The organism is Bacillus sp. JJ1474 (genome assembly GCF_036965225.1).
GTDB lineage: Bacteria > Bacillota > Bacilli > Bacillales > Cytobacillaceae > Cytobacillus.
Window position 1 is genome coordinate 33,182 of the sequence record NZ_JBALPC010000192.1, and the last position, 14,254, is coordinate 47,435.

The following is a 14,254-nucleotide window of genomic DNA, read 5'->3' on the forward strand; positions in this document are numbered from 1 at the left end:
TCAGAGGAGGTGAACGGTCCTTACATATTTTGTGAGGATATGAATGATGGTACTAAATATTTTCCTTCTATTTTTATTAATTGCCTTAACTGCTTTTTTTGTTGCTTCTGAATTTGCCATGGTTAAAGTGCGATCATCCCGAATTGACCAATTAATTGCAGAGGGAAATCCGAAAGCTCACACGGCAAAAAAAGTAACCTCCAATTTAGATGAATATTTATCAGCCTGCCAGCTAGGCATAACTATAACTGCTTTAGGACTCGGGTGGCTCGGTGAACCGACTATTGAAAAAATTTTGGAACCAATTTTTGAACATTTAAATTTGCAGCCTTCTATCACAAAGGTTCTTTCGTTTATTATCGCTTTTTCGTTAGTCACCTTCTTGCATGTAGTAATAGGTGAACTGGCTCCTAAAACATTTGCCATTCAAAAAGCTGAAGCCATTACATTAGCATTTGCACAGCCTTTAATCTGGTTTTACAAAATTTTATTCCCATTTATTTGGACTCTAAATCACTCGGCAAGATTTGTAACTAGCCTGTTTGGTTTAAAGCCTGTTTCTGAGCATGATATTGCCCACTCTGAAGAAGAACTGCGGATCATTCTTTCTGAAAGCCTGAAGAGCGGGGAAATAAACCAGTCAGAATATAAATACGTAAATAATATTTTTGAATTTGACAATCGCATCGCAAAGGAAATTATGGTTCCACGAACAGAGATTGTCAGCTTAGATGAAAATGCTACTCTATCTGAAGTACTTGATGTCATCATGAATGAAAGATATACAAGATATCCGATTACAGGCGGAGACAAAGACACCATTCGCGGACTTATTAACGTGAAAGAAATATTAACCGATTGCATTCGAAAAAAATGCCAAGAAGAAAAAACAGTTGTGCAATATATAAAGCCTGTTATTAGAGTCATTGAAACGATCCCCATTCATGACCTCTTGTTGAAAATGCAAAAGGAACGAACCCATATGGCCATTTTATTCGATGAATATGGAGGAACAGCCGGCTTAGTAACGGCAGAGGATATTTTAGAAGAAATCGTTGGTGAAATTCGTGATGAGTTTGATGCAGACGAGCTTCCTTTCGTGCAAAAGCTGGACAAGGATCATTATATATTAGATGCAAAGCTGCTCATTTCAGAAACGAATGACTTATTAGGAACGGATCTTGATGAAGACGAAGTAGATACTCTTGGCGGCTGGATACTCACACAAAAATTCGATCTCGAACAGGGTGAAGCCATTGAACATGATGGATACCTATTTATCATTAAAGAAATAGAAGGCCATCATATTCTGTACATTGAAGTTAAAAAGACTGACGCTGACTGATGAATAGACCTTTAGGAATACAACAATTTTCATTCCTAATTCCGGTCTGTTCCTTTCGGTTCGTTTTTTTATTCTCTGAAAATTCAAATACATATTTCTTTAGAATGCCCAATAAATTAATGTAACAAATGATTATTAAACTGTTACGTTTGACTGTATGGTTTTATCTAGCATATAATAAATTTAGGGAGTTACACTTTTTTTTCGAAACTCTAGTTTAATTAAATGGCAATGGGGTGATACGATGGGGCAGTTTATCGTATTGGTGAATTAGCAAAAATTGCAAATATTTCTAAACGAACTATAGATTATTATACAAACATCGGGCTTATTCAAGCTCAGCGTACTAAGTCTAATTATCGTATGTATTCAGAAGAAGTTCTGTCCGACCTTCATTTTATTGAAGATTGTAAATCTATGCATTTTCCGCTAGATGAGATTAAGAGAAAACTAGAATTAAAATCAAAAACGGTCATGCATACAAGAGATGTTGAGAGGCAAATTGATGCGATTACACAGCAAATTAAACAGCTTCATAATGAAATTGCTGTCCTGCTGCCATTAATCAATTGCCTGGACGAAGATCAAAAGGGTGACCTTTCAAAAAAGCTTAATACAGAAGGCACAACATTAATTAAGACTCTTGTAAGCTTGACAAGTTAACCCTATTTTCTAATATTTCAGGAGGTGACTCCTTACCCGAAAGATCGGGCTAAGGGAATTTATTTGGACATATTAAACTTGGTTATTATAGCCATTTTAATTGCTTTGACGGCATTTTTTGTGACATCGGAATTTGCCATCGTTAAGATAAGAAGTTCAAGAATCGATCAGTTAATTGAAGAAGGAAATAAAAGTGCTATACATGCAAAGAAAGTGATTAGTAATTTGGATGAGTATTTGTCAGCATGCCAATTGGGAATAACGATTACTGCCCTTGGTATTGGGTGGCTTGGTGAACCAACCATTGCACATATGCTTCACCCTATTTTTGATAAACTAAGCATTCCAAGTTCTGCATCACAAATTCTTTCGGTAGGAATTGCCTTCGGGATTATTACCTTCTTACATGTTGTTGTTGGAGAATTGGCGCCAAAAACCCTTGCGATTCAAAAAGCTGAAAAGGTTTCATTGTTAACCGCACGTCCATTAATTTTATTCTACAAATTAATGTATCCGGTAATCTGGGCTTTAAATGGATCTGCTCAATTATTAACACGATTATTTGGATTAAAGCCAGTTTCCGAACACGAATTAGCCCATTCAGAAGAAGAACTTCGCATTATTTTATCTGAAAGCTATGAAAGTGGAGAAATCAACCAATCTGAGTTTAAGTATGTAAATAAAATCTTTGATTTTGACGACCGTATTGCGAAAGAAATCATGGTTCCACGAACAGAAATCGTATCATTCTCGAAGGATGACACGCTTGAAAACTTTTTAGAAACGGTTTATGAAGAGAAATTTACACGTTATCCGATTATCGATGGGGATAAAGATCATATTATCGGATTAGTTAATATTAAAGAAGTAATGACGGATCTCATTAAGAACAGACAGGTCACTTCCAATAAGCTTGAATCTTACACACGTCCCATTATTCGCGTGATTGATACGATTCCGATCCATGATCTTCTCCTTAAAATGCAGAAGGAAAGAATTCATATGGCTATCCTGATGGATGAGTATGGCGGAACTTCTGGACTTGTGACAGTAGAAGATATTATCGAGGAAATTGTCGGTGATATCCGCGATGAATTTGATATGGATGAAGTGCCAGAGGTTCGGAAAATCAATGATGAACACTATATTATTGATTCCAAAATGCTTGTAAGCGAAGTAAGCGATTTGCTTAATGTTGATATAAATGATGAAGATGTAGATACAATCGGCGGGTGGATTCTTACAGAGAATTACGAAGCTAAGCAAGGCGATGTGATTGAATTAGATTCCTATGCCTTTAAGATTATCGACATGGAAGATCATCATATTAAGTATATTGAAGTCCAGAAGCTAAATGAAAATGAAAAGCCTCAACCCCTTCCATTGACGGAAACGCAAGTAGTCTAGAAGTAAGAGGTTAGATGTGAAAGGAGAAATCGGTGAAAGATCCGATTTCTTTTTTTATATTAAAAAACCCTTAGCTAAACAAACTATGGCGCTAAGGGTTTACTGCTCTCACTATTTACCTTTTTGGCAGGTGGATTGTAAATTTAGTTCCTTTTCCCTTTTCACTGCTCACTTCTATATGACCATTATGAAGCTGTACGAGCTGTTTTACTATGGATAAACCTATGCCGAATTCGCCAAACGACTCTCCCGTTCTTGATACATCTGCTTTATAAAACCGATGCCAAATGGACTCGATTTCTTCGGGATCAATTCCAATGCCGGTATCCTCGATTTCAATTATCGTTTCCTTCTCTTCCGATATTCCTTTTAGGATAATCTGGCCCCTTTCTGTGAACTGATTACTATTTTTGACAATATTAATGAGAATTTGGATGAGCCTGTCATAATCGGCAATGACCTTAATATTCTCATCACATATGACCGATATATGATTATTTTTTTCAAGGGCCTGCATATGAAGCTGCTCTTTTACGACTTCGAGCACTTCAGATAAATTTATTTCCACCCTATCGAGCTTCAGTTGGTTAGAGCGGATTTTTTCATAGTCAAGATTTTCGTTCACAAGCCGTATCAGTCTTTTCGCCTCACGGTCAATTAATATCATGCCTCTTTCAATATCCTCTTCCGGAATTAACTGATTCTTTATTCCTTCAGCAAGTCCGCTAATCGTCGTTAAAGGGGTCCGCATCTCATGAGAAACATCTGCTATAAATTTCCTTCGCCTATTTTCCAGCCGGTCAATTTCTTCGTGAGATTTCTTTATCTTTCCAGCCATTTCATTAAAATCCCTTGCAAGCTGGCCAATCTCATCGATAGACGATTCTGGAACGTAAACATCATAATTTCCGGCCGATATCATGGAAGTCGCATTGCGGATTTCCTTAATCCGTTTTATCAAGCTTTTCGAAAAAATAAGGCTAACTAGAATGGAAGCTGATAAAGAGATGACGATCGTATATAATAAGAATTTATTTAATTGGGTAATCATATTCATCGTCCCTGTAATGGGCGATAGCAAAAGAATTCCCCCGCCTAACCGATCTCCTTGCATGAAGGGAACAGCTACAAGTGAAACCTCCTGACCAAATCGTTTAATATCATGCTTAACAGATACTTTATTTCCCTTTGATATTTCCGTCCACTCTTTTTCAGTCAACTGTATTAATGGGCTGCTTTGTAACTTCGGATAGATAACTTTTCCTTCATAATTAAACAGAATATATTTTATATGCCTGGTATTAAGAAGCTGGCTGTACTCGGCTAAAAATTGTTCATTCCCCTCAAGCCTTAACGTTAAATCTGTTAGGATTTGATCGCCATATGCCTCTAGCTCCTCCACTTTATTCTGGAAAATATACCTTTCAACAAACTGTGAAAATGATAAACTCAAAATGAGGAAAGCCAAAATGAGGATGCTAATATGACTAATTAAAAGCTGATAAAAAAATCTAATCCTCATTCGGGACCACCGTTTCATCAAATTTATAGCCAATTCCCCATACCGTTTGAATAAATGGCTGCTCAGGTGTACCGATTTTCTTCCTTAACCGTTTAATGTGAACGTCAACCGTCCGTTCATCCCCATAAAACTGATAGCCCCATACACGATCTAACAGCTGCTCACGTGAAAAAACCTGCTTTGGGTTTTTCACAAAATAATAAAGCAAATCAAATTCCTTTGGCGTTAGATTAAGGAGAGGCTGCCCATTAAAATATACTTCGCGTGAATCCTTACTAATTTTAAAATATTGGCTTGTAATGACATTGCTTTCCTCTTTCTCTATGACATCTGATTGATAGCGTCTTGTTACAGCCTTTATTCTTGCCATCAGTGCGAGTGGACTAAAAGGCTTCGTCACATAATCATCCGCTCCCATTTCAAGACCTAACACTTGATCAGAGTCGCTGTCCTTTGCCGTCAGCATGATAATTGGTACTTGACTCAGTTGGCGGATTTTGCGGCAAAGAGTAACTCCATCCATAATAGGAAGCATCCAATCGACAATAATTAAATCCCATTTCCCCTTATTAAATCGATCAAAGCCTTCTTGTCCATTATGAACAAAGACTCCTTCATACCCTTCCTTCATAAAAAACATCTCCAGCATGGAACAAACACTTTCATTATCTTCAACAACGAGAATTTTCATAAAAACATGCACCTTCCCATGTAAATACCTTTTCTTTAATGTAATCGAACCCTCCCCTATTTTACAATAAATATCACTTATACCTAAGTATTTAATGGGCGGGCCAATTTTTTCCACATTTGTTTAATAATTTTGGACATGCTATATACGGACCCAAAAAAAACAAAAAGGAGAATGCAAATGGTGACAAGAAATTTACTTAAAAAATGGGCGATCGGGATGCTTGTTTTTGGATTCATACTAGCCCAATCAACTGTAATTACATATGCTGAAAACGGTGGGCATCATGAGTTTAAGAGAGACCATCACCATCATTTTATAAATGAAGGGGATCTAAAACGCCTTTTGGATCAAGGTTATTCCAAAGAAGAAATTCTTAAAGCCGCTCATATCGCTAATTATTCGAATAAAAAAATTGATGATGTCCTAAATGTTTATAAGAAAAATGATTCGTCATGGGAGAAAACGGCAGAGCATTATGGGCTTGATTTGAAAAAGCTTAAGGAGCAATACCATGAGCATAAGGAAAAATACTTGCAGGATCATAAGGGCGAGGTCATAGAAAACGTAGCTGAATATACTGGAAAAACAGAAGATGAAATTAAAGCTTGGGTAGACGAAGGTATTTCATTACGGTTTATTGTAATAGGTGCGGCCATTGCAAAGGTAAGCAATAAGGATTTATCTGAAGTGATTAAGATGAAACAGGAAGGACTATCCTTTATGCATATAAAAGATAGCCTCAAAATCGACCAAAAAAAAGTCCGCGAAGAAAAGAAAGCATTGATGATGAAAATAAAAGAGGATATTAAGGATTAAACAAATTGCTTAGAAGGCTGCCTTATGAGATAAGCAGCCTTCTATAATTAATTAGACTAGCCCCCTTAAACGCGGATGGCTTCTCCTTCATTCTGATAGAATAAATCCTTATTCCAGCGCATATTTTCTTACATAATGGCAGGAGTTTCTTGAATCTTAGCAGAAACTTTAGAGGACTGAGGCTGCTTCGTAATGATTAATTTGAATTCACCCTTAGAAGTATGGACAGTTATATGTAAGCTTGTGTCTTCATCGAATAGGAAAACTGCTTCACTCTGAACAGATTGAGGGGCCATTCCTAATTCTATTCCTCTATTAGACATATTCACCAAGTAAATTCCGTTATGAAGATTCAGAAACTCACTGACAGATGCTTGAGCCAGTTCGCAAGCTTCTGTCAATTCTTCTTCGGCATAGATGGATGCGATTTGCAAAAACATTTCTTCACTAGCAGCAAGTGCGGTTAACAGTGGTGCCTCACCTTGGATTTCCTGCAAGACAAGCCAATCTGTTTCGACTTCTCCACTTACTGAACTTAACTCAATATAAACTTGATCATCAATAAACCGAATCATATTCTTTATAAATAATGAAAGATAGTCAATAAATTCTTTTATTTCGTTTGAAGATGAATGTAATAGGCTTTCGACCATTGCATCAATGTCACCGTTTTTAATCGCTTCAAAACGTTCATCTGATAGGCTATATAACTTTTTATATTCATTTAAAGAATTCGAGAACTCGTCAATCGTCATAAAGTTGTTGTCCACAATTGATTGTGCCAATAGTAAATGATTGCTTTTCTGTGCAGCTAGCATTTGCTCAACCTGATCATTGGATAAAAGCCCCAGATCAACTGCAATTTCACCAAATCTTTTATCCTGTTTTTTCTGTTTTTCATGAATTTCTTCCACTTGGGCTGAAGTTAGAAAGCCTTTATCAACTGCTATGACACCAAATTTTACATGGGTTGATTTTTGCTGATCAAGCGCCTGTTTGAGCTGTTCAGTTGTTAACAGTCCTTTATTTAATAAATAATGTCCAAAGTATTGACTAAACATGAGCACTGTCCTTCCTTTCTTCCTTTAACGCTTTTTCAATAATGGAAGTTACCGCTTCTAGCGTAATAGGCTTTTGAATAAAATCATCTGCGCCAAAGTCGAGTGCTTTTTTCAAATGAGATTGAGTCCCTGCAGAAGATGCCATAATCACTTTCATTGCAGGATGATCTCTTTTTATTTCTTCTAATGCTTCAATGCCGTCTTTACCAGGCATAACAATATCCATAAAAATGAGATCAGGCTTAAAGGTATTTGCCTTTGTTATAGCTTCTACCCCATTTTGAGCCTCCTCGATATTTTTGCATTGGCAAACTTCTAATATATTTCTAAGTTTCTTTCTAATTAATGCAGAATCATCGCAAATTAACACTTTTAAATGATTTTCCATTTTGAATTCACTCCTGATTTTAAAGATATAGGATAAAAGTTCTACAATATATGACAATATTCCTTCTTTATTTTCTAAATGCATTACTTAATTCCTGTAATTCGTGTAACATTTCCGACATTTTTCAATGCTCATGTACTTGAATAAAGTAAAAAAATGTTATAATTTTAAAAATGGATATTCATGATCCAACTGAAAAGGAATCATGTAAAAATTGGGGGAAACTATATGATCGATTCATCAGAAAATGTGGTCGCGGCACCCTTGCATAAGGGATTGTCCAAAGCAAAATTAGCAAAAATTTTGTTTTTTATTTGTCTCGGTTCTGTATTAATGGGGGTAGGGATTGAGGAGTTTCTCGTTCCGAACAAAATTTTGGATGGAGGAATAACTGGTATCTCCATCATGCTTTCACATGTTACCGGTATAAAATTAGGATTATTTATCTTCATTCTGAATCTCCCCTTTTTCTATATAGGTTATAAACAGATTGGTAAAACCTTCGCATTTTCCACTCTACTGGGAATTACAGTTCTCTCTGTTTCAACCGCTCTTCTCCACGATGTTCCCGTATTTACTAAGGATCCTCTTCTCGCAACTGTATTTGGAGGGATTATTTTAGGAGCAGGAGTCGGAATCGTTATTCGCTATGGCGGCTCTCTCGATGGGACCGAGATATTAGCCATTATTGTGAACAAAAAGCTTCCTTTCTCTGTAGGAGAAATTGTTATGTTTTTTAATCTTTTTATTTTCACTTCAGCAGGGTTTGTATTTGGCTGGAATCGAGCGATGTATTCAGTTCTCGCCTATTTTATTGCATATAAAACGATTGATATCGTTATTCAAGGATTAGATGAATCGAAATCTGTTTGGATCATCTCAGAAAACCACAAGATAGTCGGAGATGCTATTCTTGCAAGACTCGGCCGTGGCGTCACTTATTTGAACGGTGAAGGGGCATACACCGGAGATGATAAAAAAGTTATTTTTTGTGTCATTACACGTCTCGAAGAAGCTAAGTTAAAAACGATTGTGGAAGAAATTGATCCACATGCCTTTTTGGCCATCGCCAATATCACAGAGGTTCGTGGCGGACGGTTTAAGAAAAAAGCTATACATTAAAAAAGGGTTTATGTAGCTCAGTTTTTGTGGAAAACATATTAATCAGCTGATCAAAATCGTATATTAATTTGGGCAGCTGAGCTTGGCCTTGGCGGACACTCGTTCCGTTATATGTGGCAAAATGGATTAGATTCTTCTGTTTGCGGACATAGGTTCCGCTATATTATAAAAAAAGCAGTGATTTCCTCGTGCTTTTTCGTAAATAGCGTACTCAGTGTCCGCTTAGTCCAGAAATTACGGGCATTTAATGAAAATAACGGATTTAATGTCCGTAGCTTTTTTATTAAACAGCACCCTTTTTACTTTCGTATCCTTAACTGTCCATTCATTATTGCTTTGTTCTAAATGAATCGCAATATTTGGACTTTCCAAATCCTTATAAAAAGATAGACGCTTCATTAGGGTTACCGTGGAAAAAATAGATTCTTTTTTCTCTAGTTGACTCCCCACTCAAATGCCCATTTATGCTCTAATATAGAACATCCCGTTTACCGGCAATTACGCTATATTTCATCAGATCAATAAAATTTAGGTTCATACTGTGGTCAATAACCTCATCGTATTTATGGCCGAAGCTCGAAAAAATATCCATCTTTTTTAATACTTAGTTCAAAGCATGCCAAACTCTAAGAAAAAATTTAGAGGTCAATAATGCTTTGTGCAACCATACAATTCATCAGTTTTTCAGCTAACCTGCTCTTTTGTTCAGTATATTCAACAAAATACCGCTCCTTTATCAACAACACCTCCGTTTCAAATACGACTACTTTACATGTTTTTCCAAGCCTCTCTAGTTTTCCAAAGCAGGCAAGAAGATAATTCAAAAACTCAACTTAATACTCTTTAAACAAAATGGTAAAAAAACAAATGCATTTATATGGACTTGGTCTATTAGTCTATACATCATTAATACCAAAGGAATACAGTAATACTAAGGAAGATAAAAAGTGAGTTAAGTAGCTTAAGGAAAAACGTAAATATGAAAGGGGAGACATATTTAAGCGAGAGAAACAGGAGAAGGAATGGATAGTCAAGGTAAATATTGATACCGAAAATTTAAAACTGATAGTCGGTAACAGAAAAAGAGATAATTTCAAAACTTGATTTTGAAGTTAGAAAAACTGTCAAAAACTTCAATTTCCACACAAGATACTATTACTGCTTCCGATAATTCTTGTATGTTCTAATGCTCCTATTAATTCAAATCAGGAACAAGAAAAAATACAAAACTAATATTTTGATATAGATTTTGATTAGGTTTAATGCAAGGTAATTTTATGAAAAACGAAGGAGTCGATAAAAATGTTAAGTAGAAGAAGAAATAATGAAAATACTAATGTAGATGTGGATTTTGACACAGATATTGAATCGGAGTTAAGAAATAGATCTAATTCAGAAGCAGAAGCGGATGTTCGAAATACCGATAAAAATACCAACGTTGCACGTTCTAATGTTACTAACTCAGGTAATTCTAAGGTTGATATCAGACTCAACAGCCGCAGTAACGCTAGAGTGAGATCTGAACAAGAACAGGAAAATGATCAAGATCAAGATGTAGATATAAATATAGATATCGAGGAAGAAAGAAGACGCCGCCGTCGTCGTCGTTAATATTTGAATAAAAGGTGGGATTGCACTATTATCCCAAATGATGTTTCAACTGTAAAAGAAATGGAAGAAGGGTGGATTAAATTGTTCCACTCTTTTTATATTTCCATATCCTATTAAGTGAATGATGCATTTCGTAAACTGTGTAAAAACTTTATCTCTTTAACTAATTCTCCCCCATTGCTTTCATGAAATAAATTAATGATGAAAGGGGATTACAAATTGGTTAATTCAAGAAACATTGTTGATTTTATTATTGTCGGCACTGGTCCCGCCGGAGCTGTTATATCTAAGATACTTACAGATGATAAAAAAACTTCAGTTCTCGTCCTGGAAGCAGGAGGAATTAATGACAATGACAAACCTATAAGTGATTCTAGATTTGCTCTTGAACTAGAGGAATCAATTCTTTCCAGAGTATTTTTGGCAGAGAGAGGGTGTACCTCAACAAGCAAAGGTGCCAGACACCACTATTCATATCTAGTGTCAAATTAGTGGAGCAGACGCTAGATGTTATGCTTGTGGAGCCAGGCACCTAATAGGACAGCCTCTCAGATTGTGGACAAAGGGGTTCGGAATGGTCTCAATAAATCGGTATCTTTAAAGCGATGTTCAAAGTTCTTGCCAAAAGTACTTTAACTTTTTTCCCCATGATCCCGTTATTTATAAATATTTCCGATGTATCCCTTTCCCATCATACGTAAACAGCATATTCTTGCCTTCGACGATTGTTTCCATATGGACACTTCTGCCCCAAAGCTGATGGACATATGGCAGGACTTTTTCTAAATATTTTAGATCTAGCTCTATTCCTTCAAACCAATGCTTTAAATATAGTTCGCCATTCTTTAAATAATCACCGTCATTGACGGTTAAATATGGGAATCCCCCATTAACACGCATGCTTACGAGCTGATCACGAACATGCTCCCATTGCTTGTCAACGACTTTGTAGTCCTTCCCCTGTTTTTGGAACAAATACATATCCTCGCGCATAACAAGATCTTTTGTTAAGTAGTTCCGTAAAAAAGAAATATCAGACTCAATTTCTCGGACCTCGAACATTTTCTCCCGTCCGGAACCAGGCTGAACTCCATGCTTTTTCATTTCTTCTGTCGGATTATTATATCTCTCTTCAATATCCTCAAAAATTTTCAATCCTAAATAATATGGGTTAATGTTTGTGCGGGATGGCTGAACAACACCTGCATTTAATTTCGCAAACTCTAATGCCTCTGAGCTCGTTAAATCCATTTCTCTAAGAATGCGCTGATGCCAATACGATGCCCAGCCCTCATTCATGATTTTTGTTTCCAGCTGTGGCCAGAAATAGAGCATCTCTTCTCGCATCATCGTTAATATATCACGCTGCCAGTCGGTAAGCTCACGGGAATAGCTTTCAATAAATAACAATAAGTCCTTTTCAGGCTGTGGCGGAATTTTCTTCTTCTTCTTTACCGGATCTGGTTTTTGATTATTCCTTTCATCAAGTTTCCATAAATCATCGTAAGGGGAGGATGCCGTTGGTTCCTCTTCTTCATATTCAACATCATCTAAATTCCAGGAGAGCTTAGGTCTCATTAACGATGGATCAATATGTTCTTCAATGGCTAGAACAGCATCTAAAAAGGTTTCTACTGCTTTTTTGCCGTGTAAAATTTCGTATTGTCTGATTCGTTCGGCTGTTGCCGCCATGCTTTCGACCATATCTCGCTTTGTGTTTTGAAAACGAATATTGTTTTTGAAGAAATCACAATGTGCCAGCACATGCGCAACGATTAATTTATTCTGAATTAATGAGTTGGAATCGAGCAAAAAGGCGTAGCATGGATCTGAATTGATGACAAGCTCATAAATTTTAGATAGCCCAAGATCATAATGAAGCTTCATTTTAAAAAATTGCTTACCAAAGCTCCAATGAGAAAAACGCGTTGGCATCCCATAGGCACCAAAAGTATAAATAATATCTGCTGGGCATATTTCATAACGCATCGGATAATAATCTAAGCCAAAACCTTTAGCAATTTCAGTAATTTCTTCAATGGCGTTATATAGCTGCTTACGGTCCTCTTCCAGCATTTACAATTCCCCCTTTTTGTTCTTATCACAATCTATGAAAAAATAGGCGGAATGATGAATTGGAGTTAGAACAAAAAAGCGGAAGACCATCGTCTCCCGCTTTTTTCACCTTAATCATCGCTGTTATCATCATCATCGTTATCGTCTCGATCATGATCAATCTCGACATCTAATACCTTCCCGGTTACAGCATCAATCTCTACCTCGGCCTCGCCCTTGCTTGTTTTCAGTTCAACTTCATAAATAAGTTGATTGTCATCCTCATCACGATTAATTTCTATGACCTTGCCATTGACTTCCTTTTCAGCAATTTCTATTGCTTTTTGAATTGATATAAAATTATTTGAAGTTGATTTAGCTGTCTTTTCAAAATCATCATCATCGTCATCAAGATCTTCTTTCACTGATAGAACATCACCTGTTATGGCATCAATACGGATTTCAAATTCCTTATCCTTATTCTCTATTTCCACTTCAAAATAGCGCTTTCCAGACTTGTTTTCTAATTCAACACTTTCTACATACCCCTCAGCCTTGGTTAAAGCGATCTTTATGGCTTCTTCATGGGTAATTATTTTCTCTTTCGTGTTTTGCATCTCTGCTTTTGGATTATCATTTTTTGCAGCACCAGCCGCAACGGCTCCCCCTAAAATAACTGCTGCCGCAACGGCTCCAATAATAATTTTTTTCTTCATCATTTTTCCTCCTTAATCTTTTTCCTTACATCTACAATATAGACTTGCATTATTAAAGGAAAAGGATAGGAAGATTAAAAATTGATGAGAATCATGTAACTCTTTTCTAATCATCCCAAGTAATGGATAGCACTTCTCCTGTTATTCCATGGATTTGGACGGTTGCTTCCCGATCATATGAAGTATCAATTTCAATGAGATAATAATGTATATTGTCATCCGATTCCAAATCAACATCATTTATTTGACCCTTTACTTCCTTTAAAGCAATTTGAATAGCCTCATCCTCTGTAATGATCACGGTTGCTTCAGTTTCCGACTTTTGGAGAAGGATTTCCCCTGTTTGTGCATCTACTTTTAAGATGGTTTTCTTTCCTTTCCCTTGAACGATAACTTTATACTGGCTTTTTCCCTGCTCATTTATTTTTATAAATTGAACGAGCTCACCAGGAAATTCTGATAGAATTTTTTCCTTTATTTCGTTTTCAGTTAAGGGCTTTGCTAGAGGTTTAGGCTCTGCTTGTTCTGGATTCGCTTTATTGGATGCGATGTTGCTTTTTTTAGTAAAAGAAATGACCTCTCCATTCTCAGCATCCAGTTTGATTTCATAGTTCATTTCATTTCGATCCATTTCAATGACATATTGGTTATTCTTTAGGATTATTTCTGTTATCTGTCCATTGTATCTTTCCTCTACGAGGGTTTTAACTTCGCTTTTGGATAGAATTTCAGCAGATGGATTTATAACAGGGCCCAAAGCTTTAAAAGCAATAAATAAGATAACAATGGCTGCAATACCCATCATGACGAAAAGAGAACGTTTGTTTTTCAAAAGGATAGCACCTCACCTTCTA

General features: G+C 36.3%; 14 protein-coding genes and 1 pseudogene. 7 read left to right on the top strand and 8 right to left on the bottom strand.

Going from position 1 to position 14,254, the window contains the following annotated elements:
* Positions 1-43 precede the first annotated feature (43 nt).
* The 3 genes from V7164_RS20855 (at position 44) to V7164_RS20865 (ending at position 3,415) form a co-directional block, all read left to right on the top strand.
* Entirely contained in the window at positions 44-1,345 is a 1,302-nt protein-coding gene (locus V7164_RS20855; protein ID WP_335345843.1) for a hemolysin family protein, read from the top strand.
* Between the two features lie 261 nt (positions 1,346-1,606).
* A complete protein-coding gene (locus V7164_RS20860; RefSeq protein WP_335345847.1) occupies positions 1,607-2,008 on the top strand; it encodes a MerR family transcriptional regulator in 402 nt (133 codons plus the stop codon).
* A gap of 63 nt (positions 2,009-2,071) precedes the next feature.
* The gene (locus V7164_RS20865) at positions 2,072-3,415 is read left to right on the top strand and encodes a hemolysin family protein (RefSeq protein ID WP_335345842.1); all 1,344 of its coding nucleotides are present in this window, start codon (positions 2,072-2,074) and stop codon (positions 3,413-3,415) included.
* 115 nt (positions 3,416-3,530) lie between these two features.
* On the opposite strand, the gene V7164_RS20870 is transcribed toward V7164_RS20865, so the two are convergent.
* Together V7164_RS20870 and V7164_RS20875 are read right to left on the bottom strand one after the other, a co-directional pair.
* Positions 3,531-4,937, bottom strand: a complete 1,407-nt coding sequence (locus V7164_RS20870; RefSeq protein WP_335355126.1) for a HAMP domain-containing sensor histidine kinase — start codon at positions 4,935-4,937, stop codon at positions 3,531-3,533.
* The gene (locus tag V7164_RS20875) at positions 4,927-5,628 is read right to left on the bottom strand and encodes a response regulator transcription factor (RefSeq protein ID WP_335355127.1); all 702 of its coding nucleotides are present in this window, start codon (positions 5,626-5,628) and stop codon (positions 4,927-4,929) included. The genes V7164_RS20870 and V7164_RS20875 overlap by 11 nt, the downstream gene beginning before the upstream one ends.
* A 180-nt stretch (positions 5,629-5,808) precedes the next feature.
* Here V7164_RS20875 and V7164_RS20880 point away from each other — a divergent pair, with 180 nt between their 5' ends.
* Entirely contained in the window at positions 5,809-6,447 is a 639-nt protein-coding gene (locus tag V7164_RS20880; RefSeq protein ID WP_335345839.1) for a hypothetical protein, read from the top strand.
* Between the two features lie 128 nt (positions 6,448-6,575).
* Here the strand turns inward: V7164_RS20880 and V7164_RS20885 are convergent, their stop codons facing one another.
* Both V7164_RS20885 and V7164_RS20890 read right to left on the bottom strand, forming a co-directional pair.
* Positions 6,576-7,508, bottom strand: coding sequence for a hypothetical protein (locus V7164_RS20885; RefSeq protein WP_335345838.1), 933 nt, complete (start codon positions 7,506-7,508; stop codon positions 6,576-6,578).
* Entirely contained in the window at positions 7,501-7,896 is a 396-nt protein-coding gene (locus V7164_RS20890) for a response regulator transcription factor (RefSeq protein ID WP_335345837.1), read from the bottom strand. Before V7164_RS20890 ends, V7164_RS20885 begins: the two co-directional genes overlap by 8 nt.
* A 228-nt stretch (positions 7,897-8,124) precedes the next feature.
* Here V7164_RS20890 and V7164_RS20895 point away from each other — a divergent pair, with 228 nt between their 5' ends.
* Positions 8,125-9,018 (top strand): YitT family protein, encoded by an 894-nt coding sequence (locus V7164_RS20895; protein WP_335345836.1) that lies wholly within the window; start codon positions 8,125-8,127, stop codon positions 9,016-9,018.
* A 234-nt stretch (positions 9,019-9,252) separates the two neighbouring features.
* Here the strand turns inward: V7164_RS20895 and V7164_RS20900 are convergent, their stop codons facing one another.
* The gene (locus V7164_RS20900) at positions 9,253-9,468 is read right to left on the bottom strand and encodes a hypothetical protein (RefSeq protein ID WP_335355128.1); all 216 of its coding nucleotides are present in this window, start codon (positions 9,466-9,468) and stop codon (positions 9,253-9,255) included.
* A gap of 852 nt (positions 9,469-10,320) precedes the next feature.
* On the opposite strand from V7164_RS20900, the gene V7164_RS20905 reads away from it, so the two are divergent.
* Positions 10,321-10,629 (top strand): hypothetical protein, encoded by a 309-nt coding sequence (locus V7164_RS20905; protein ID WP_335355129.1) that lies wholly within the window; start codon positions 10,321-10,323, stop codon positions 10,627-10,629.
* 201 nt (positions 10,630-10,830) lie between these two features.
* A pseudogene (locus V7164_RS20910) lies at positions 10,831-11,077 on the top strand (GMC family oxidoreductase); the annotation flags it as partial.
* A 212-nt stretch (positions 11,078-11,289) separates the two neighbouring features.
* On the opposite strand, the gene V7164_RS20915 reads toward V7164_RS20910, so the two are convergent.
* From V7164_RS20915 to V7164_RS20925, 3 genes are all read right to left on the bottom strand, one after another.
* Positions 11,290-12,705: a SpoVR family protein gene (locus V7164_RS20915; protein ID WP_335355130.1), complete on the bottom strand. Its 1,416-nt coding sequence runs from the start codon at positions 12,703-12,705 to the stop codon at positions 11,290-11,292.
* Positions 12,706-12,815: 110 nt separating this feature from the next.
* Positions 12,816-13,403 (bottom strand): PepSY domain-containing protein, encoded by a 588-nt coding sequence (locus V7164_RS20920; RefSeq protein WP_335355131.1) that lies wholly within the window; start codon positions 13,401-13,403, stop codon positions 12,816-12,818.
* A gap of 103 nt (positions 13,404-13,506) precedes the next feature.
* Positions 13,507-14,232 (bottom strand): PepSY domain-containing protein, encoded by a 726-nt coding sequence (locus tag V7164_RS20925; RefSeq protein WP_335355132.1) that lies wholly within the window; start codon positions 14,230-14,232, stop codon positions 13,507-13,509.
* Positions 14,233-14,254 lie beyond the last annotated feature (22 nt).

Excerpts from the sequence above, each read along its gene's own strand:
- V7164_RS20855 (WP_335345843.1), top strand. The coding sequence starts at position 44 with ATGATGGTACTAAATATTTTCCTTCTATTTTTATTAATTGCCTTAACT.
- V7164_RS20870 (WP_335355126.1), bottom strand. The coding sequence starts at position 4,937 with ATGAGGATTAGATTTTTTTATCAGCTTTTAATTAGTCATATTAGCATC.
- V7164_RS20875 (WP_335355127.1), bottom strand. The coding sequence starts at position 5,628 with ATGAAAATTCTCGTTGTTGAAGATAATGAAAGTGTTTGTTCCATGCTG.
- V7164_RS20880 (WP_335345839.1), top strand. The coding sequence starts at position 5,809 with ATGGTGACAAGAAATTTACTTAAAAAATGGGCGATCGGGATGCTTGTT.
- V7164_RS20885 (WP_335345838.1), bottom strand. The coding sequence starts at position 7,508 with ATGTTTAGTCAATACTTTGGACATTATTTATTAAATAAAGGACTGTTA.
- V7164_RS20890 (WP_335345837.1), bottom strand. The coding sequence starts at position 7,896 with ATGGAAAATCATTTAAAAGTGTTAATTTGCGATGATTCTGCATTAATT.
- V7164_RS20895 (WP_335345836.1), top strand. The coding sequence starts at position 8,125 with ATGATCGATTCATCAGAAAATGTGGTCGCGGCACCCTTGCATAAGGGA.
- V7164_RS20905 (WP_335355129.1), top strand. The coding sequence starts at position 10,321 with ATGTTAAGTAGAAGAAGAAATAATGAAAATACTAATGTAGATGTGGAT.
- V7164_RS20915 (WP_335355130.1), bottom strand. The coding sequence starts at position 12,705 with ATGCTGGAAGAGGACCGTAAGCAGCTATATAACGCCATTGAAGAAATT.
- V7164_RS20920 (WP_335355131.1), bottom strand. The coding sequence starts at position 13,403 with ATGATGAAGAAAAAAATTATTATTGGAGCCGTTGCGGCAGCAGTTATT.